At 46.1% G+C, this 20900-nt stretch carries 16 protein-coding genes; 15 read left to right on the top strand and 1 reads right to left on the bottom strand.

Features of this window, described 5'->3' with window-relative positions; translation table 11 throughout:
* Positions 1-259: 259 nt before the first annotated feature.
* Positions 260-1876 (bottom strand): 4-alpha-glucanotransferase, encoded by a 1617-nt coding sequence (gene malQ / locus INF29_RS05455; RefSeq protein WP_193485136.1) that lies wholly within the window; start codon positions 1874-1876, stop codon positions 260-262.
* Positions 1877-2086: 210 nt separating this feature from the next.
* Between malQ and INF29_RS05450 the strand changes: the two genes are divergently transcribed.
* From INF29_RS05450 to INF29_RS05380, 15 genes are all read left to right on the top strand, one after another.
* Positions 2087-2437, top strand: coding sequence for a hypothetical protein (locus INF29_RS05450; protein WP_193485133.1), 351 nt, complete (start codon positions 2087-2089; stop codon positions 2435-2437).
* Between the two features lie 18 nt (positions 2438-2455).
* Positions 2456-2812: a sulfite exporter TauE/SafE family protein gene (locus INF29_RS05445; RefSeq protein WP_193485131.1), complete on the top strand. Its 357-nt coding sequence runs from the start codon at positions 2456-2458 to the stop codon at positions 2810-2812.
* Positions 2749-3198 (top strand): sulfite exporter TauE/SafE family protein, encoded by a 450-nt coding sequence (locus INF29_RS05440; RefSeq protein WP_330608287.1) that lies wholly within the window; start codon positions 2749-2751, stop codon positions 3196-3198. Before INF29_RS05445 ends, INF29_RS05440 begins: the two co-directional genes overlap by 64 nt.
* Positions 3188-3358: a hypothetical protein gene (locus tag INF29_RS05435; protein ID WP_022255016.1), complete on the top strand. Its 171-nt coding sequence runs from the start codon at positions 3188-3190 to the stop codon at positions 3356-3358. Before INF29_RS05440 ends, INF29_RS05435 begins: the two co-directional genes overlap by 11 nt.
* A gap of 564 nt (positions 3359-3922) precedes the next feature.
* On the top strand, positions 3923-4225 hold the full coding sequence (locus INF29_RS05430; RefSeq protein WP_191343721.1) for a hypothetical protein: 303 nt from the start codon (positions 3923-3925) through the stop codon (positions 4223-4225).
* A gap of 15 nt (positions 4226-4240) precedes the next feature.
* Positions 4241-4960 carry a TIGR01906 family membrane protein gene (locus INF29_RS05425; RefSeq protein WP_193485128.1) on the top strand — a complete coding sequence of 240 codons (720 nt, stop codon included), beginning with the start codon at positions 4241-4243 and terminating at the stop codon, positions 4958-4960.
* The gene (locus tag INF29_RS05420) at positions 4957-6051 is read left to right on the top strand and encodes an energy transducer TonB (RefSeq protein ID WP_193485126.1); all 1095 of its coding nucleotides are present in this window, start codon (positions 4957-4959) and stop codon (positions 6049-6051) included. The genes INF29_RS05425 and INF29_RS05420 overlap by 4 nt, the downstream gene beginning before the upstream one ends.
* Positions 6044-6442, top strand: coding sequence for a GerW family sporulation protein (locus INF29_RS05415; protein WP_087988380.1), 399 nt, complete (start codon positions 6044-6046; stop codon positions 6440-6442). Before INF29_RS05420 ends, INF29_RS05415 begins: the two co-directional genes overlap by 8 nt.
* A 19-nt stretch (positions 6443-6461) precedes the next feature.
* Positions 6462-7658 (top strand): Card1-like endonuclease domain-containing protein, encoded by a 1197-nt coding sequence (locus INF29_RS05410; RefSeq protein WP_193485123.1) that lies wholly within the window; start codon positions 6462-6464, stop codon positions 7656-7658.
* Between the two features lie 15 nt (positions 7659-7673).
* Positions 7674-8261, top strand: coding sequence for a TetR/AcrR family transcriptional regulator (locus INF29_RS05405; protein WP_191343718.1), 588 nt, complete (start codon positions 7674-7676; stop codon positions 8259-8261).
* Between the two features lie 383 nt (positions 8262-8644).
* On the top strand, positions 8645-10192 hold the full coding sequence (putP, locus tag INF29_RS05400; protein WP_193485121.1) for a sodium/proline symporter PutP: 1548 nt from the start codon (positions 8645-8647) through the stop codon (positions 10190-10192).
* Between the two features lie 687 nt (positions 10193-10879).
* Positions 10880-13315 (top strand): copper amine oxidase N-terminal domain-containing protein, encoded by a 2436-nt coding sequence (locus INF29_RS05395; protein ID WP_193485119.1) that lies wholly within the window; start codon positions 10880-10882, stop codon positions 13313-13315.
* A 660-nt stretch (positions 13316-13975) separates the two neighbouring features.
* Positions 13976-16387 carry a copper amine oxidase N-terminal domain-containing protein gene (locus tag INF29_RS05390; RefSeq protein ID WP_193485115.1) on the top strand — a complete coding sequence of 804 codons (2412 nt, stop codon included), beginning with the start codon at positions 13976-13978 and terminating at the stop codon, positions 16385-16387.
* Between the two features lie 317 nt (positions 16388-16704).
* Complete coding sequence (locus INF29_RS05385) at positions 16705-17907, top strand: TolC family protein (protein ID WP_193485113.1); 1203 nt, start codon at positions 16705-16707, stop codon at positions 17905-17907.
* Between the two features lie 405 nt (positions 17908-18312).
* Positions 18313-20784 carry a copper amine oxidase N-terminal domain-containing protein gene (locus tag INF29_RS05380; protein ID WP_193485111.1) on the top strand — a complete coding sequence of 824 codons (2472 nt, stop codon included), beginning with the start codon at positions 18313-18315 and terminating at the stop codon, positions 20782-20784.
* The last annotated feature ends 116 nt before the right edge of the window (positions 20785-20900 follow it).

Genomic DNA, 20900 nt, shown 5'->3' with positions numbered 1-20900 from the left:
GAACAAAGGGTTCAACACATTTGCTCCCCAAATGCCAGCCATAAATGGCTGTCCGCATCTCTTACGGTGTGGGTTCCCCAACTGGAATCCCATGGGGAAAAGTCAAAGTTTCAAGGCTTTTGCTGATGGAACTCTGCACCCCGAAGAAAACGGGGGCAGCGAAGCTGACTTTGCAGAGCAAAGTGCTTGACCCAATGGCTTTATACTTCTGTTTACTCGTCAAAGGCTTGAATGAAATGAGCCTTTGACGACTATGTCATTAAAAGTCGCTGTTTTCTCTTTCCGCACATCTGCCGAACAGTTCTGCCAGATACCGCAAACCGTGGGTATAGCCTTCCTCCCACTGGTTCCAATCAAAGCGGAAGCCCCAGTTGCCGCCGGCAATACCGGGACGGTTCATGCGATGGCTGCCGTCCAGATTCAGCACGTCCTGCACAGGCACAATGGCAAATACGGCGGGAGAAGCAAAAGCCATGCGGATGAAGTCCCAAGCCACATCTCTGCCGTCTACGTTCAGATAACGGCGGTAATGATCTTTTTCTGCTTCTGTGGCAGTTTCGTACCAGCCCCGTGTGGTGTCGTTGTCGTGGGTGCCGGAGTACATGACGCTGTTTTTGTCACAGCTGTGAGGCAGGTAAGCGTTGTTTTTATCATTGCCAAAAGCAAACTGCAATACACGCATGCCGGGGAATCCTGCTTCTTCTCTGAGCGCGCGGACTTCATCGGTGATGATGCCCAAGTCTTCGGCGATGAGAGGCAGTTTGCCCAGTGTTTTTTCGATAGTCTTGAAGAAATCCATGCCGGGACCTTTTTTCCATTCCCCCACAATGGCGTTTTCCGCACCGAATTTCACTTCCCAATGGCTTTCAAAAGCCCGGAAGTGGTCGATGCGCAGATAGTCCACATCTTCCAGTGCTTTGTGGATGCGTTCTGTCCACCAGAGGTAGCCTGTTTTCTTGTGGGCTTTCCAGTCATAGAGAGGGTTGCCCCAGAGCTGACCTTCGGCGCAGAAATAATCGGGCGGTACCCCTGCCACAACAGTGGGGAATCCCATGGAGTCCAGCTGGAACAGTTTCTGGTTTGCCCATACGTCTGCGCTGTCATACGCCATGAAAATGGGTGTGTCACCCATGATGGAGATGCCTTTTTCGTTGGCATAAGCCTTCAATGCCTGCCACTGGGTGAAGAACAGATACTGATAGAATTTTTCTTCTTCAATGGCATCTGCCAGCAGACGTGTCCATTTTTTCAGGCTGGCAGCGTTGCGCTTGCGCAGGGTGCGGGGCCATGTGTTCCAGCAGGCAGATTCGAAATAATCTTTCTGCTGTTCTTCTGTGAGAAAATCAATGGTATCCACGGCAAAGGTGAGATATTCTTCTTCGTCAATGCCTTTGGCACGTTCCGCACGGAAATGTGCCTGCAAAGCGGTGAACAGGGCGAAATCCGCCAGCCACATGTCCTGTTTTTCACAGAAAGCGGCAAAGTCCGCCTGCATATCTTCGTCCGCTTTTGCGCAGAATGTTTCATAAGCCTTGTGGAGCAGGGGCAGTTTGTATGCTTTTACGGCGTCGTAGTCTACCCGTTCCTTGTCAAAAGAAGGGATTTCTCCCAGATCTTCCGCTGTCAAAAGCCCCATTTCCACCAGTTCGTCGGGACTGATGAGCAGGATGTTCCCGGCGAAAGCCGATGTGCTCTGGTAAGGGGAATTGCCGTAGCCGATGGGCACCAAAGGCAAAATCTGCCACAAGCTTTGTCCCGCTTCCTCTAAAGTATCTACAAAACGGCGCGCCTCCGCCCCGAAATCCCCGATGCCGTAAACAGACGGCAAAGAAGTGGGGTGCAGCAGAACGCCGCTTTTTCTTTCTTCAAATAACATCAGAAATGACCTCCTTCTTTATACAGGGAAAAACTCCCAACTGTTTTTCCCAAAACATAAACCTTATTGTAACAGCTTTTTTTCGCCGTTGCTATGAGCAGAACTGCCAAATTTTGCCCTTTGTTCCAGCAAAAAGCAAGGATTTTTCCGCTTTTTCGGCAGACAATAACCATGCAGTCAGTCTGCGAAGGCAAAAAGGAGGCATATGATATGAAACGAATGGCAATTTGTGCTGCTACAGCGGCAGTGATGCTGGGCGTCACCGGCTGCGGCGGCAATACCGCAAACAATCTGGGTGCCACAGACGATTATCGGGATGATGTCTATGGCAGCAATGTCTATTGGGATGAAAGCTATGGCGTCAATACAGGGGTGGACTTAGACCGGACTTCTTACGGTACACCCAAAAGCACCGATACAGGCTCTTTTGCCAAAGATGTGAAAAACGGTGTGGAAAATATGGCAAATGACGTGAAAAACGGCGTGGAAAATGTAGGTAATGACATGAAAAACGCTGTGAATGACGCCACAAATACCAACAGCAGAAACATGATGAACTGACCAAAGGGGGCGTAAGCCATGGGCGAAAAGGGGAAAATACGCCTGACGGGGCTGGTGACAGGCTTTGTCAATGGGCTTTTCGGCAGCGGCGGCGGTACCTTGGTGGTGCCTGCCATGGAGCGGTTCCTCCGTGTGGAAACACATAAAGCCCACGCCACTGCCATAGCGGTGATACTGCCGCTTTCCGTCCTTTCTCTCCTGATTTATTTCTGGAAAGGGGAAATGGCATGGCAGGTTGCCCTTTGGGCTTCCGGCGGCGGTATCATTGGCGGAAGAATCGGCGCCAAACTGCTGGGAAGACTCAGCGGCATGTGGCTCCACCGTATCTTCGGCTTGTTTCTCCTTGCGGCAGCCGTCCGCATGGTGCTGTGTTAGGCGTATTGCTGGCGGGGCTTCTGGCAGGCATCGTCAGCGGTATGGGCATTGGCGGCGGCGCCATCCTCATTCCCGTGATTCTCTGGGTGACGGACGTGACCCAGCAGCAGGCACAGGGCGTGAATCTGCTGTATTTTCTGCCAACGGCAGCTGTTGCCCTTGTGACCCATGTGAAAAATGGGAGTGTGGAAACGCCTGTGGCAAAATCCCTCATTTGGACAGGACTTCTGGGCGCTGCCGCCGGAGCTTTGCTGGCATTGTGGCTGGAGGGAGAACTGCTGCGGAAATTGTTCGGCGGTTTTCTCTTTGCCGTTGGTCTGGCAGAGCTCTATAAAGGCAGAAAAAGGCAGACAACGGATGGAAAGGAGAAGGATCATGGACTATAAGGACTTTGAAAAGCTGAAAGAACGGTTTTCCCGTGCCAACACCGACGAGAAAGTATCGCTCTATGTGAACACACCGGGGCTGACCAAAGACCAGTATCGGGAGCTGCTGGAAATGTACCCGAAGAAAGACTGGAATCTGCTGGATCAGGCGCTGTGGTAAAAGATATGAGCACAAAACCTCATGGTTTTGTGCTCATACTGTTAAAAAACTATATTTTACACTTTTGCAAGAACGCGGAAGGGCTTGGGAAACAAAGGGGTCAACACATTTGCTCCGCAAATGCCAGCCATAAATGGCTGTCCGCATCTCTTGCGGTGTGGGGTCAACACATTTGCTCCGCAAATGCCAGCCATAAATGGCTGTCCGCATCTCTTGCGGTGTGGGGTGTCCCAAATTCAATCCGCAGTCAGAATTCATTTCTGACGAGGAAAAGCGGGAGTTTCAAGGCTTTAAGCCGATGGGACTCCTGCTTTATACTTCTGTCTACTCGTCAAAGTCTTGAATGAAATGAGACTTTGACGACAGGGTGGCGATTTTTTCGACACCCTGCAAGCACAAAACCCCATGGTTTTGTGCTTTTTCTTTTGGTATGTATTCTGTTTTTTATGGATATGCTTTTTTTGTGACACCATACCCCATGGATTTGGCTGGGATACATATTTCCATTTGACGGCATATCTGCTATAATAAAGCAAAACAAAGGAAGAAAGGCGGTGGCACGGCATGCAGCTCATTGAAAACCTGTTTGTGGGAGAAAGTGTGGGAAATCTGGGTACAGTGGTTTATAGTCTGAAACGGGACATTCCTGTTTTTCGTCTGTACTGTCTGGTGTATTTTGCGGACAGAAACCGCATAGAAATCCTCTCTTCCAAAGAGCTGTTCACAAAGAAATATCGCAGCCGCAAAGGCATCATTGCCGGTGTTGCCATGGGGCGGCATGAAGCCGTTGACCTGCTGTGCTACATGCTGGAAGAGGCGGCGAAAGCCGGGCGGGATTTGACAGACCCTTCGGCGTGGCTGCAATAAAAAGAGGATGATGAAGTGAAGAAATTCGGCTGGCGATTTTTGGGGTTTGTGGCATCCCTTGCGTTGATGCCTGCCATTCTTTTGACCTGTGTCCAGTGGCGTGTCAGCTCCATGGATTATTTCCGGGAGGAATACGCCAAATATGACGTTCTGGAACGGGTGGATATGGAAATGGATGACCTTTTGTATCTGACAGAGGAAATGATGGCATATCTTTACGATAAGCGGGAAGAATTACAGGTGACCGTTCCCATTGGCGGAGAGGAACTGCCTTTTTTCAGTGAAAAGGAAATCCGTCACATGGTGGATGTGAAAAATCTTTTTTCCGCAGGGCTGGACATCAGAAACGGCTGTTTGGTGTTTACCCTTGCAATGGCCATTATCATGTTCGCAAAGAAAAAAGGAAGGACATTCCTCCGAACTCTGCAGGCGGGCATTGGTGTGTTTTTTGGTGCCTGCGGCTTGCTGGTGGCATTGATGCTGACAGACTTCAATAAATATTTTACCCAGTTTCATCTGATATTTTTTGATAATGATGACTGGATACTGGATGAGCGGGTTGACCGGCTCATCAACATTGTGCCTGAAGGCTTTTTCAGTGACACTGCCTTTTGGATTGGCGGTGTGTTTCTGGGGGTGTGCCTCCTGTTGTTTGTGGGGGCGGAAATCATCCTGCGCCTTTGGGGCAGAAATTACTTGACGGAAGAGAAGAATGGGAGCGTTGAAATCCATTGATTGGCGTATTGTTGTTTCTATTAAAGTGCATAGGGATTTTCCTGCTGGCGCTGATATGCCTTCTGTTGCTTATCATGCTGGTGGTACTTCTTGCGCCCATTCGCTATGAGGCTGGGGGCGAGAAAACCGACGTCATCCGGGCAGACGGTCAAGTGAAATGGCTGTTTGTGCAGGTGGTGGCAAGGTGGCAGATGGGGGATAAAGAGCCTTTTGTGGATTTGCTTATCTTCGGGAAATCCTTGCTGGAGAAAAAGAAGGCGAAAGCCAAAGCCGCAAGGAAAAAACGGAAGAAACCCCGTCCCCAGAAAGAGGGGGATTTGATTTACACCCGGGAAAAGGCAGCGCCGCCAAAGGATACGCCGCCCAGACCGGTTATGGAGCAGGAAGTTCCCAAAGAAGTTGTAAAAGAGGAAGTTATAAAAGAAGAAATTCCGAAAAAGGAACCTCCGAAAGAAGAAATTCGTAAAGAGGAAATCCAGAAGGAAGAACCTCCGAAAGCAGAACCTCCAAAAGAGGAAATTCCTAAGGAAGCACCGGAAGAAAGTAAAAAAGAATCCAATACCGTCCGTCCCATGCAGAAAAAACAGGGCATGCGGCGGGTACGTTTGGAAGATATTGAAGAAGAAAAACCCACCGAACCCAAAGCGGAGGGCATCCCCGACGATCTGGACGAAGCCTTTTTCACCGGAGAAGGGGAGGACACAGAAGAAAAGGAAGAAAATCCCCTGTGGAAACAGCTTCTGGCGGTGGAGGACAAAAAAGGCATTGCCAAAGCCCTATGGAAATTCATCAAGCGCATGGCAAAGGGCATCCTGCCGGGGCACCTGATCATCAAAGGTACCTTTGGTACGGGGGACCCTGTCTGGACAGGGTATCTCCTTGCAATGGCAGGCATATTGAAAGGAAAATTCGGCGAAGATCTGGAAATCAAAGGGGATTTTGCCAAAGCTACAGCGGAAAACATCGTTGTGCGGGTGAAAGGGAAAATCGTTCCCGGCTATCTCCTTTACAGCACACTGGCTTTTGCCTTGGCGAAGCCCGTACGCCGTTTGATTATGACACTGTGGAAAGGAAGAAAACAGCATGAGTAAAGAATTTGACACTTCATTGGATGTATTATTCGGAAAAGTAGACGAACTGGTTTCCACCAAAACCGTTGTGGGAGAAGCCATTGTCATTGGCGATGTGACACTGCTGCCTTTGATCGAAGTTGGCGTTGGTGTTGGTCTGGGAGGCAAAGATTCCGGCGGTTCCGCTGGCGGTATGGGTGCCAGAATCACACCTTCCGCCGTGCTGGCAATCCAGAATGGCAGTGTACAGCTGATCAACATCAAGAATCAGGACGCTGTCAGCAAGCTTATCGACATGGCACCCGGCGTTGTGAACAAATTGAACTTCGGCGCTGTTTTCGGTCATAATAAGAAAGAAGAAAAGCCCGAACCGGATGTAAAGTTTGAAGAAGAATTGGTTGTTGAGGAATAAAGAAACTGGGGGGATACCAGTGACAAGAACACTCATTGAATATTATGACAAAGACGTTTTGAAAAATATCATGGGGCCGCTGACACTGCATCCCGATAAGGTGATTTTTCTTTATGACAGCGGCATGCAGGATATGACGGCGTTTCGCGCCCTGCATACCTGCTTTAAGCGGCATATTCCCCATATTACATTGGAAAGATACCCTGTGGACATTCTGTCCATGGATAAAATTTACCGCAAAACTGCCCAGGTCATCGAAAACAACGAGAATTGTTTTCTGGAACTGACAGGCGGTAGTGAATTGATGGTCATTGCCGGTTTCCGTGCCGGTATGGAAAAAGGTGCAAGGCTCATCCATACGGACTTGGTGCATAACCGCATCACAGACCTTTTGACAGACGAAACCGTTGCGCCTACGGCCACATTATCTCTGGAGGACTTTGTGGACGCCAGAGGGGCATGTTTCATCGGCGAGTCCCATCGTCCGCCGGAACCGGAACGTTTTGACGCTATCTGGGAAATGGCGCGGTATCTCTTCCGCCATCTGGAGGAATGGAAGCATACATGCAGTTATCTCCAGACTGTAGCGGCAAGATATCTGCCCCATGAAGTCTATATGGACTCCAAAGAACTGATTTATATGAAAAACGGCAAGAAAACCTATCCCGACAAAGCCATTCTGAAAGAATTCCAGCGCTTAGGCTTCCTGAAAAATCTGGTTATGGATGGGGAACGGGTGCGGTTTTCCTTCTGTTCCGTGGATGACCGTCAGTATTGTACAGGCTATGGGGTCTGGCTGGAACTTTATGTGTATATCGCCGCGAAGAAATCCGGCGTGTTTGATGATGTGAAACTGGGCACCATGATTGACTGGAACGCCTATGATGGCGTAGTGGTAGCTGGCAATGAAATCGATGTGATTTTGATGGAGCAATCCCTGCCGGTGTTCATTTCCTGCAAGTTACGCAGTGCCGATACGGCAGCCCTTAACGAACTGCTCATTGCCAAAAAACGTGTGGGCGGCTGGTTTTCCAAAGGGGTCATGGTCACATTCAGCCGGGAAAAAGCCGAGAACAGCGGTACATATAAACGCGCTCAGGAATTGGGCATTGAACTGCTGGACGCCGGAGATATTCTGGCGGAGGATTTCCCAGCCCGTCTGGTGCGTGCCATCAAGGAGCATGACCTGGTGAGCCTGAAATGGAAGAAAGTATAAAGGAGAAGTACCTCTATGGCAAAAAAGAACAACCGCAACACCAAAAGCCGCATCATTGCCGCCGCTTGGAAACTCTTTTACGAGCAGGGCTATGATGACACCACCGTGGAGGAAATCGTGGAGGAGTCCGGCACATCCAAAGGCTCTTTTTACCATTATTTCAATGGCAAGGATGCCCTTCTTGGCTCTCTGTCGGAACTGTTCGACGATAAGTATACAGAACTCATTCCTACATTAAAGGAAGATATGCATTCCTTCGATAAACTCATGTACCTGAATCGGGAAATGTTCCGTATGATTGACAACAGCATTTCTCTGGATTTGCTGGCAAGGCTTTATTCTTCCCAGCTCATCACCACCGGTGAGCGTCACCTCATGGATCACAACCGCGTGTATTATAAACTCCTGCGGCAGATCACCGCCGAGGGGCAGCAGAAAGGAGAGCTGCGGGACGATATTTCCGTCAATGAGTTCGTTAAGACCTATGCCCTTTGTGAACGTGCCCTCATTTACGACTGGTGTCTGTGCAGCGGGGAATATTCCCTCAGCAGATACGCCGCGGAAATGATGCCCCGTTTCATGGGTGGATTTCGCAAAGACTGAATTTCTCAAAAACAAGCTGAAATCTTTTTCATACGAAGGATTTCAGCCTTTTTTATTTTCTGCGGAAGATTTCTCTGCCGGAAATTCTCTTTTTTTCTTCCGTTTTGTTGTTTTTTCTTCAGAAAAATATAATTTTATTTTTTTCCGACTGTTTTATCTATATTTTCGTCTGGTTATTTTTATTGTATTTATCATAAAAATTTGATTTATAGTCAAAAAACGTATAGACTATATTCTATACTTCATTCTGTATTTCAGTCTAATTTGTTTTGTGGTATACTGCATGTGAATGTAAGACGAAAAGCCTTTTTTCGGATTGGCAACGGGAGGACTGACCCGAAAAAATGCTTTTCTCTCTATTAATTATGAAAGGATTTGAGAAAATGCTATCAGCAAAAGTATGTATTATGCTTGCCATCGCCATTTACCTCATCGCAATGCTTGCCATCGGCATCTATTGCTCAAAGAAAAATAAGAATGTAGATGACTTTTACCTGGGCGGCAGAAAGCTTGGTCCCTTTGTAACGGCTATGAGTGCCGAAGCCTCTGACATGAGCAGCTGGCTCCTCATGGGTCTGCCCGGCGTCGCTTACCTCACCGGTGTTGCGGACGCTGCATGGACAGCCATTGGTCTTGCCATCGGTACGTATTTCAACTGGCTCATCATTGCCAAGAAAATCCGTATCTACTCCCACGTGGCGGATAACTCCATCACCGTGCCTGACTTTTTCTCCCGCAGATACCGTGATGACAAAAATATCCTCATGTGTATCGCGGCCATTGTTATCATCGTGTTCTTCATTCCCTACACAGCATCCGGCTTCGCTGCCTGCGGCAAACTGTTCAGCAGCATCTTCGGCATGGACTATGTTCTGGCAATGGTCATCAGCGCCGTTGTCATCGTGGGCTATACCGTAACCGGCGGCTTCCTGGCAGCCAGTGCCACCGACTTGGTGCAGAGTATTTTTATGACTGTCGCTATCATCATCATCCTGCTGTTCGGTGTGAAAGTAGCCGGCGGCTGGGATACCATCATCACCAATGCCCAGGCATTGCCCGGTTATCTGAATATGACCGAAACCTATGACGTTGTGACCGGCACCGCCGCTCCTTACAGCCTCCTGACCATCATTTCCGTTATGGCTTGGGGTCTGGGTTACTGCGGTATGCCCCATATCCTCCTGCGCTTCATGGCAATCGAGGATAGAGAAAAACTGAAACTCTCCCGCCGTGTGGCGACCACATGGGTAGTCGTTTCCATGGCCATCGCTGTCAGCATCGGTATCGTTGGCTATGCCATGACAAAAGCAGGCGCTATTCCTTTCCTGGAAGGCTCCACATCCGAAACCATCATCGTGCGCATTGCGGACCTGCTCAGTCAGGAAGGCATGCTTGCCGCTTTCATTGCCGGCATCATTCTGGCTGGTATTCTGGCAGCCACCATGTCCACAGCGGACTCTCAGCTTCTGGCTGCATCCTCCAGTGTGTCCCATAACCTGCTCCGTGGCTTCTTTAAAGTAAATATTTCTGAAAAAACAGCCATAACCATTGCGCGTATCACTGTATGTGTGATTTCCGTCATTGCCATTTTCCTGGCTCGTGACCCGGACAGCTCCGTATTCGGCATCGTATCCTTTGCGTGGGCAGGCTTCGGCGCATCCTTCGGTCCTGTGGTGGTATTCGCCCTGTTCTGGAAACGCTCCAATAAATACGGCGCACTGGCAGGCATGATTGCCGGCGGTGTTATGGTATTCGTTTGGAAATACCTCGTTGCGCCTCTGGGCGGTGCCTTCGGCATCTATGAACTGCTGCCCGCATTTGTCTTTGGTGCACTGGTGAACATCATCGTCAGCCTGGCAACACCTGCGCCTGAAAAAGAAATCGTGGAAGAATTCGAACTGGTGCAGAAACTGTACAAACAGAAAGCATAATGTCAAATCCTTTAAGAAAGGGAAATGTGACAGCTGAAAAACGAAATATAGATAAAAATGAAAATAGTCGGAATCTTTTTTACAGATTCCGGCTTTTTTTGTTTTCTGAGAGAGTATCTCAAAAAATAAAAGCCGTTTGGATTTCCAAAAGGTCTTTTTGCTGTGTGAAGAAATAGAAAGAAAATTCGCGAATCGAAAAGAAAACAAAAATAAATTCACAAATTGCAACATATTTCTGAAAAAACAAATTTTTTTCTGCGAAATGTGACTGGGACGCTGCCCGTCTTGCCCACAGGACTTATCCCCAGAATTGTGGATAACCCTGTGGAAAAGTGGATAACTTTTTATGAGAAAACACTTATATTACATGAAAAAACCCTTAATTTACACCAAAATTACAGTTATATTACAATTAGAAAAAAAGTCTTGCCAAAAAGTTTACTGCCTGATAATATAAGTCATGCAAAGTAAATCTGTACGTTCTGTCCGTTCCTGACAAACGGGCGAAGGAGAGCCGGCGGCGAAGAAGGAATCCTCATGGAATGGGGAGAGGGGACTGACGGACCCAAAGGAGCTGCTTCAATCGGGCGGCAGTAACGACAGAGGCACAGAGCGAAATGCGCTTCGTTGTATAATTATAAAACGAACACAAAACGAAAAACAAAATTTTAAAGGAGGAATGAACCCATGAAGAAATTTCTTTCCATGGTAATGGCTGCGGCTATGGTCGTATCTCTGGTGCCCGCAACAGCATTTGCGGCAGCTGACGACGTAAGAGCTACAGCTAAAGTAGTTGATGCTCAGAACTACACAGAAACAGAAATCGAAACTGCTAACAGTGTGGCTTCCGATGCTGAACTGCAGCTGACATTTACTACTGCAGATTACACAGCAGCTGACTTTACAGCTGACATCGACCTGACACTGGACAATGCATACTTTGTAGCAGGTACTTCCCTGAAAGCAAACGATATGTATGTCAAAGTAGATGGTTCTGTATATGTAGGTCAGGAGGCTGCTGCTCAAAACGGTATCAGAACTATTACTTTCACTGGTGCAGGTTTGGATGGTGCTGATGTAGTGCTTAAAGTGCCTTCTGTTGCAGGTCAGAATGATGCTGATGAAATCACAGTGACACTGGAAGGTAAATTGGACAGAGGCGCTGTTCTGGCAATTGGTCTGGACACAGTAATGGACAAAATTTCCAAAGGCAAAACAGCTACAATCTCCGTTGATTCCGATGACATCAGAATCACAAACGGCGACGATCTGGTATATGCTTCTGTAGAAGCTAAGAGCATCAAAGCATCTGTAAAAGATACAAAAGATGTTGCTACAGAAGAAATCGTTACACTGAAAGATGTTAAAATCGAACCCGGTGTTGGCGATTATCTGGGTACAGTTGTATCTACATCCAAAGATAACAATGGCAACAAATACAAAGAAATCAAACTGAAACTGAACGGCGGTTTCGAATTTGCTAACAAAGACGTAACTGACAAAAAAGTAGTACTGGATGGTGCAACAGCTACAGACATCAGCTACGATGAAGACGAAATCGTTCTGACATTTGCTGAAACTGGTCTGGATGCTACAAAAACTCTGACAGTGAAAAACCTGATGGTAGAAGCTACTTCTGCTAAAGCAGGTTCCACAGCTACACTGAAAGTTTATGCTACAGGTAACGATACAGTATCTGTAGAAGTTGCTAAAGTAGTTGACTATGCAGTAACAATGTCCGTTGATGAAGACGAAGACGTACCTGTAATCTACAGCGGCGTTGACGTTGACAACACAGGTATCACAGATGACAGCGAACATGAATCTCTGGAAGTAACAATCAAAGAAACATTCGCTGGCGCTTGGAACCACAGCAAAGAATTCACACTGGCTCTGCCTGAAGGTGTTTATGTTGCTGATGTAAAGAGCCCTAATCTGGATAACTCCACAGCTGATGGCGGCGAATACACATGGTTCAAAAATGCATACGACAAAGGCGATTTTGAAACACTGACATTTGCTAAGAGAAGCTGGACAGAAACAGATCCCGATGCAAAACAGGATCCTATCGAACTGACATTTACACTGGTTCTGGTTGCTGACCCTAACTTCGAAGGCGATGTAACTCTGAAACTGACAGGCGACGCTGTTGAAGAACAGACAGTAACAGTTGCTAAATTTGTAAAACCTTTCACAGTAGAAGCTCAGCAGAACGACCTGCAGATCGACTACAGAAACACAGATATCCCTACATCCGTAGTGATCAAAGAAGCAGAAGCTGGTCTGTGGAAGAAAGGCACAACATTCCAGATGGCTCTGGATAAGATTGAATTTGACGATGATGCTAAATTCACAGTAGATAGCAAATCCGGTCTGGAAATCAAAAACGAAAAAACAAACAAGGGTGTAATTAGCTTCGAAGTTGCTGCTACAAGCGATGATGAACCTGCATCCGTAACAATCTCCGATCTGACACTGTATATGGAAAGAAACCTGCCTGCAGGTGCTTATGACCTGAGCGTATATTCCAATACAATGCTGGGTGCTAAAGGTGAAACAGCAGCTAATGATGTAAAAGGTTACCTGAGCGTACCTGTATTTGGTGCTGATATCGATGATAAGGATGATGTTAGAGTAATTGCTGACATCAACGATGATTTCTACAGCACAACAGCAAAAGCTGGTTTCGTTAACATCGTAACAGCTGGTCGTGAAGATACAGAATCCTTCACAACTAAAGTAGTCGTTCCCGTTGGCGAATCTTACCTGATCTCCGGCGAAAACAAAGTAACAATCGATGTACCCGCTTACATCAATGCAAACGGTTACACAATGCTGCCTCTGAGAGCAGTAGCAGTTGCTCTGGGTATCAACTCCAACAACGTTCTGTGGGATCAGTCCACAAGAACAGCTACAATCATGTATGGTTCTAAGATCATCAACATGACATATGGTCAGAAAGTTGTTTATGTAAACGGCGCTATGATTCCTGCTACAGCAGCAGTTGAAATCACAAACGACAGAATGTTCCTGGGCCTGAGAGATCTGGGTAACGCTCTGGGCGTAACAGACATCACATGGGATGGCGCTACAAAGACAGCTACACTGAACGGCAACAAATAATTTGTTCCCTCTAAGTGTAAAACCTTTGTGAGAACAAGAGACCTCCTCTTTTGAGGAGGTCTTTTTTTGTTGTTTTTTCTGTGGTATCATATAGTCCTTCATGTGTTTGGTTTCCTTTTTTTCTTTTTGATATGTATTTTCGCTCTTTTTTTCCGTTTTTCCCTTTCCATATATTTCCTACTACATTCGTATACATATGTATTATATAAGTAAATTATTGTATATTATTAGTGTATCTTTTCGTATACCGTGAAGTCGGTATGTAGGAAATTCGTAAGATTTTTATAAGACAACTTTTTCTGCAAATGCAAAAAAACGTTGATATATCAATGAAAAATGGCACTTTTTTCTTGCTTAAAAAACAATGAAAAGGTTACAGTTCTGTTACATCCAAAATTTCCTCTTGCCAAAAATGCTGTGCATAAGTATAATGAACTTGCATACGAAATCTGTGCTTTCTCTGTATCTCTTCGGCACAGACGAAGATTGTACCAAGGAATCCGAGGCTCTTTGCGGAATGGGGGAATGAACCGCAGTGCACGAGGTGCCGTTTTTGCCTGTGGCGGACGGTAGAGAGGCGGTACAGACCAGTGGCAGGTTCGTTGTATAATTATGAAACGAAAAAGAGATGAAAAGACGAGACAAAAGGAGGAATGAACCATGAAGAAATTTCTTTCCATGGTGATGGCTGCGGCTATGGTCGTATCCCTGGTTCCAGGGGCTGCATTTGCGGCTTCCGGCGACGTAAAAGCTACAGCTAAGGTTGTGGGTTCCAAGAACTACACACAGGACGAGATCGAGAATGCAAAAGGTGCAAACAAAAAAGTATCCGGTCCTGAAGTACAGCTGACATTTACAACAGCTGACTATTCTGCAAGCAAAGAATTTACAGCAAAGTACACACTGTCCCTGGACAACGCGGATTTCTACAAATCCGGCAGCGCAATTGCGGACAAAGGTGATTTGTCTATCGGTATCAAAGGTGACAAAACACAGTATAAGAATGTTTCTGAAGGCGTAAAAGATACTACATTCGATGTATACGATAGCAAAGACGAAGTTAAAGTAACATCCCTGAAATACACAGATACAGACGAAGTGGAAGTTACCATCAGCGGTAAACTGCAGAGAGGTACTGTTCTGGCTTTCGATCTGACTTCTGTAATGGACAAAACTTCCAAAGGCAAACAGGCAAAAGTAACTGTTGAATCCGACGATATCACAATCTCCAATGGTTCTGATCTGACATACGCTTCCGTTGAAAGCAAAGGCATCAAAGCATCCGTAAAAGATACTGTTGATGTGGCTCCCGACGAAGTGGTTGAACTGAAAGAACTGAAAATCGAACCCGCTGTGGGCGATACTCTGGGCGCAGTTCTGAAAGACGGCTCCAGCATCAGATTGAAACTGAGCAGCGGTTTTGAATTCGCAAAATCTGATGTGAAACTGACTACAAACAAAGGCGAAGCTGGTCCTGACCAGAAATGGGATGACGATGAACTGACATTCGCAAACATCAAAGGTGGTATCACAGGCGCAGAATATGTGAAAATCTCCGGTCTGAAAGTGGAAGCTACTTCCGCTAAAGCAGGCGCTACAGCTACTCTGAAAATTTACGCTGAAGGCAACGACACAGTTTCTGTAGAAGTTGCAAAAGTTGTTGATTCCGCAGTTGTACTGTCCGTTGATAAAGACGCAGACGTACCCGTAATCTACAGCGGCGTAAACGTGAAAAACGTTGGTATCACAAGCAGCAGCGACCACGAAGCTCTGGAAGTAACTGTAAAAGAAACATTCCCCGGCGCATGGAACAATGCAAAAGATTTCACATTCAAACTGCCTCAGGGCGTTTACATCGCTGATGTTCAGAGCATCACAGCTGACAACATGGATGTAAAAGACAAAAAAGAATGGTTCGAAACCGCTTACGATAAAGGCGATTACGAAACACTGACATTCAAAAAGAGAACTTGGGCTGAAACAGATCCTTCCAAGAAAGATAAAGCTGAACTGAAATTCACTCTGGTTCTGGTTGCAGACCCTAACTTCGAAGGCGATGTTACTCTGACTCTGACAGGCGACGCTCTGAAAGAACAGAAAGTAACAGTTGCTAAATTCGTAAAACCTTTCACAGTAGTAGCAAAACAGAACGACATGCAGATCGACTACAGAAACACAAAAGTTCCTACAGATGTAGTCATCAAAGAAGCAGAAGCTGGTCTGTGGGATAAGAACGTAACATTCGCTCTGTCTCTGGATAAAATCAACTTCGATACTGATGCAAAAGTAACAGTAGACGATAAGAGCGGTCTGAAAGTAAAAGACGTGAAAACAACAAAAGGCGTTGTTACTTTCAAAGTAGACTCTAAGAGCGATGACAAACCCGCAGAAGTAACAGTATCCGGTCTGACACTGTTCATGGACAGAAACCTGCCCGCAGGCGCATATGACCTGGATGTATTCTCTCCCGTAATGCTGGGCGCAGCTGACGGCAACAGAGAAACAGTTACAGATCAGAAAGCACCTATCGCAGACAACGGTTTCCTGTCTCAGGATATCCTGGGCAAATCCACAACAAAACGTGTGGTTGCTGACATCAACGATGATTTCTACAGCGTAAAAGCAAAAGCTGGCTTTGTAAACATCATCACAGCAGGTCGTGAAGATACAGATTCCTTCACAACTAAAGTAGTAGTACCCGTTGGTGAAAAATACCTGGTATCCGGTGAAAACAAAGTAGAAATCGACGTTCCCGCATACATCAATGCAAACGGCTACACAATGCTGCCTCTGAGAGCAGTAGCAGTAGCTCTGGGTATCAACACAAACAACGTTCTGTGGGATCAGTCCACAAGAACAGCTACAGTAATGTACGGTTCTAAGATCATCAACATGACTTATGGTCAGAAAGTTGTTTACGTAAACGGCGCTATGATCCCTGCTACAGCAGCAGTTGAAATCACAAACGACAGAATGTTCCTGGGTCTGAGAGATCTGGGCAACGCACTGGGCGTAACAGATATCACATGGGATCAGGCTACAAAAACAGCGACTCTGAACGGCGGCAAATAAGCATCCGTTGTATTCCAAACCCTTATGTATAGAAAAGAGGCTCCTGCGGGAGCCTTTTTTCCTTTTGGAAAGAGCGCCTATAAGTTAGGTAGAAATACAGTATTAAGATTACCCCATTAAAAAAAATAACAGCCAGAATTCTGATGCACAAAGGATTCCGGCTGTTTATTTTTGTCCTGCTTTTGCCGGCGATTTTTTGTTTTTCCCGAAGAAATATTTAAGAAATATGAAAGTACCTATTTTTTTTCTTGAGAATATGGTATAATTGGTTTTACTATAAACATATCTTGGGATATTACCCATAGGAGGTTTGAGAGATGAAGAAATATTTTGCCAAAGGAAAAACCGTTGCGGCAACGGCTATGGCTGCCTTGCTGGTATCTACCACAGCATTTGCGGCAGAAAAGCCTCAGGAATCCATCCCCGCTACGGAAATTTTGACCATAGAAGAAGCGCAGGCACTGGAAGCCCAGAAGGAAAAAGAACTGACTTTTGAAGAAGCAGTGGAACTGGCTACCAAAAACAGCTCTGATTTGCGTTCTGTGGCAGAAACAGCCGATTATTTGCAGGATCTGAAGGAAGATATCTGGGATATCACAGGTTCTTTCTCCGTGCCCACCGTATCTTATCAGCAGTGGGTGGACGATGACATTTATGCCATCTATTCCTCCATTCAGAACATCAGCAGCAGCATGACCAAAAACCGCTACTCTGAAGAACTGACAAAAATTTCTTTGGAAGCAACGGTAAAGAATTACTACACTTCCATTTTCAGTGACCAGAGTTCTTTGGAACTGGCGAAAAAAGATATGGCAGTGAAAAAGACATTGTGGGAACAGGGACAGCGCAAAAACCAGCTGGGACTGCTCAGCGATTATGACCTGAACACCTTGCGTTCCGATTATGAACAGGCACAGTATAACGTGACAAAGCTGGAAATGGCCCTGGAACAGGAATATCTGTCCTTCTATAACTTCATTGGCGAGGACAGGGAAAAGGACTATACACTGGTTTATGACGTGGAATATGCCCCTTATGAGCTGCCTCAGCCCATGACACAGTATATCAATAACAAAATGAACACAGACTATACCATCAAATTGCAGGAACAGGCTGTGAAAGACGCGGAATTCAATAAGAATTACATGTCTATGTCCTCCTCCAACGCAACCTCTGCCAATAACAAGCATTCCTATGAGGAAGCGAAACGGAGCCTGAAAACCACTAAAGACAGCAAGGAACTTGCTATCCAGAATGCTTATAATTCCATCCTGTCTTTGGAAAGCCAGTATGACTCCGCAGTGACCACACTGGAACAGGCAGAAGCAGCACAGCGAGCGGCAGAAGTAAATTATAAAGCGGGCAATACAACAGCCATTACATTAGACCAGGCAGCTCTGGCAGTGGAACAGGCACAGAACGCTGTGACACAGCTGGAATATGCCCACGACATGCAGATTTATCAGTTCGAAAATACAGAACTGCTCTCCAGCGGCACAACAGGAAAAACTTCCGCATGAGCCAAAAATGAGCAAATGATAAGAGAATTATGAGAAAAAAGGACGTTTTTATGAGAAACGTCCTTTTTTTGTAATTTTTAGAAATGGCGGAAAATCAAGGTTTTCTCCACTTATGTTTCAGTAATTTTACATTGAAATTAGAGTTTGGCAAAGTCTATTGTCAATCTTTTTTTTTACGGATATAATAGCGTTGCAAAGTTCAAACGCACAAAATATGCAGGAAATATGCAGATTTTGCTTTGAAGAATATGGGAATAAGATTGTGACTTCTGTTTGGAATCATGGGGGACAGAGGAAATGGTCTGGGGGATTTTTCAAGGTATGTATGTCTTTTGTGCGAAAAAATGCATCTTCGTTTTATAACTATGCAACGACATTTTTACAGAAGCAAAAGGAGGAAATGACATGAAGAGATTTATCTCATTAGCCATGGCGTCTGTGATGGCAGCTTCCCTGCTGCCGGCAACAGCATTTGCAGCCACTGGCGACGTGAAGGCTACTGCTAAGGTAGTCGGCAGCGAAAACTACACAGAACAGGAAATGGAAAGCACGGACGGTAAAATTGATCAATCCGATGCAGCGGAATTACAGATGACATTTACCACAGCAGACTACGCAAGCACCAGTGTACCTGACGCAGAAATTGAATTGACACTGGATAATGCGGAATTCCTGGATGAAAGCGGTAACGTTATTGATGAAGACAGCACCACATTGGAAAACCTGGATGAACTGATTTACTTGAAAGATGATGATAACATTCAGTATTCATTGGTATGGGATGACACAGACAGTGTCGCTTATTTTCAGACAAAAAGTGGCGACAAACTGACTGACGCTGCTGGAACAGATGTCTATATCACAGATCTGGATATCAGCGACACAGACAACCTGACATTCACATTGGTTGGTCAGATGGAACGTAGATATGTACTGTCCTACAACCTGACTTCCCAGCTGACAAAAACATCCAAAAACACACAGGCAACTGTAACAGTAGATTCCAGTGATATCGTTATTACAAACGGCGATGATCTGGTATACGCATCCATCGAATCCAAGGGCATCGATGCTTCCGTAAAGAAACTGAAAGACGTTGCAGTGGAAGAAGTTGTAACCATTGAAGATCTGAAAATCGAACCTTCCGTAGGTGCGAACATGGCAGCAGTGGTTGATGAAGGCGACACAATCAAACTGAAACTGAACAGCGGTTTTGAATTCGCCAACAGCACAAGCAACGAAATCACCATTGAAGCAGACGGCACAGAAATCAACCCTGTTGTAAGCTATGACGATGATGAAATCATCATCACTGTCGACAGCAACATTTCCGGTGAAGTGGATGAACTGACAATTATCGGCATCCAGGTAGAAGCAACTTCCGCAAAAGAAGGCTCTACAGCAACCATCAAGGTGTCTGCCTCTGGCAATGACAGCGTGTCCGTAGAAGTAGCAACTGTTGTTGACTACGCAGTATCCATGAGTGTTGACGAAGACGAAGACGTTCCCGTAATCTACAGCGGCGTTGACGTTGACAACACAGGTATCACAGACGACAGTGACCACGAATCTCTGGAAGTAACCATCGAAGAAACATTCGCAGGCGCTTGGGACAACGCAAAGAAATTCACACTGACACTGCCTGAAGGCGTATACGCAACAGACGTAGAAGTAACAACAGACAATGGTCTGGAACTGGATGAAGAAGACTTCATCAATGCCTATGACGAAGGCGAATACGAATACTTCGAATTTGACAAACGTATCTTTGAAGAAAACGACTCCGACAACGATCCTTACGAACTGAACTTCACATTCACACTGGTAGCAGACCCTGACTTTGAAGGCGACGTTGTACTGACACTGTCCGGCGACGCTATGGAAGAACAGGAAGTAACTATTGCGAAATTCGTAAAACCTTACACAGTATCTGCACAGCAGAATGACCTGACAATCGACTACAGAAACACAGAAATCCCTACAGATGTTGTAATCACTGAAGCAGAAGCTGGTCTGTGGGAAAAAGGTTCTGAATTTGCTCTGACACTGGACAAAATCGAATTTGACGATGACGCATCCGTTACACCTGATGACGAAAGCGGCCTGTCCGTGAAGAACGTAAAAACAACAGACGGTGAAATCCGTTTCACAATCGACGAAGAAAGTGATGACGAACCCGCAACAGTAACCGTATCCGACCTGACACTGTACATGGACAGAAGCCTGCCTGCAGGTGCTTATGACCTGAATGCATACGCTCTGACAATGCTGGGCGTAGACAGCGCAGAAGAAGCAGAAAGCTTTGACGGTTCCGATTACGATGCAGACGACAAAGGCTACCTGCCTGAAACACTGCTGGCAGAAGCTGGTACAGATGTATTCGTAGGCGATGAATCTGATGATATCGACTACACAGTAAAAGCTGGTTTCGTTAACATCGTAACAGCTGGCAGCGACACAACAGGCTTCACAACAAAACTGACAGTTCCCATCGGTGAAAATTACCTGATCGCTGGTGAAACACAGGTAACACTGGATGCACCCGCATACATCAACGCAGAAGGCTACACCATGCTGCCTGTAAGAGCAATCTCCACATCCCTGGGTATCGACAACAACAACGTACTGTGGGATCAGGCAACAAGAACAGTCACAATCCTGTACGGTGATCGTATCATCTCCATGACAGCTGGTTCTTCCGTAATGTATGTAAACGGCAGCTCCATCCCCACAAGCTCTTCCGTGGAAATCGTAAATGACAGAACATTCCTGCCTATGCGTGACCTGGCAACAGCTCTGGGCGTAACAGACCTGACATGGGATACAGATCCTACAACAGGCAAAACAACAACTGTTTACATGAATGCAAACAGATAAGACGAAACACACCTGATTTCTTTTCAAAATTTATCCAAACCGATGTTTTCTGGAGGACGTCCGAAAGGACGCCCTCCTTTTGTGAGCATCTTCATAAGAAAACATAGAAAGCCAAA

The organism is Anaerotignum lactatifermentans (assembly GCF_014982935.1).
Taxonomy (GTDB): Bacteria; Bacillota; Clostridia; order Lachnospirales; family Anaerotignaceae; genus Anaerotignum; species Anaerotignum lactatifermentans.
Note: the sequence above shows the minus strand (reverse complement) of the source record. Positions and strands in the feature narration are given on the sequence as shown.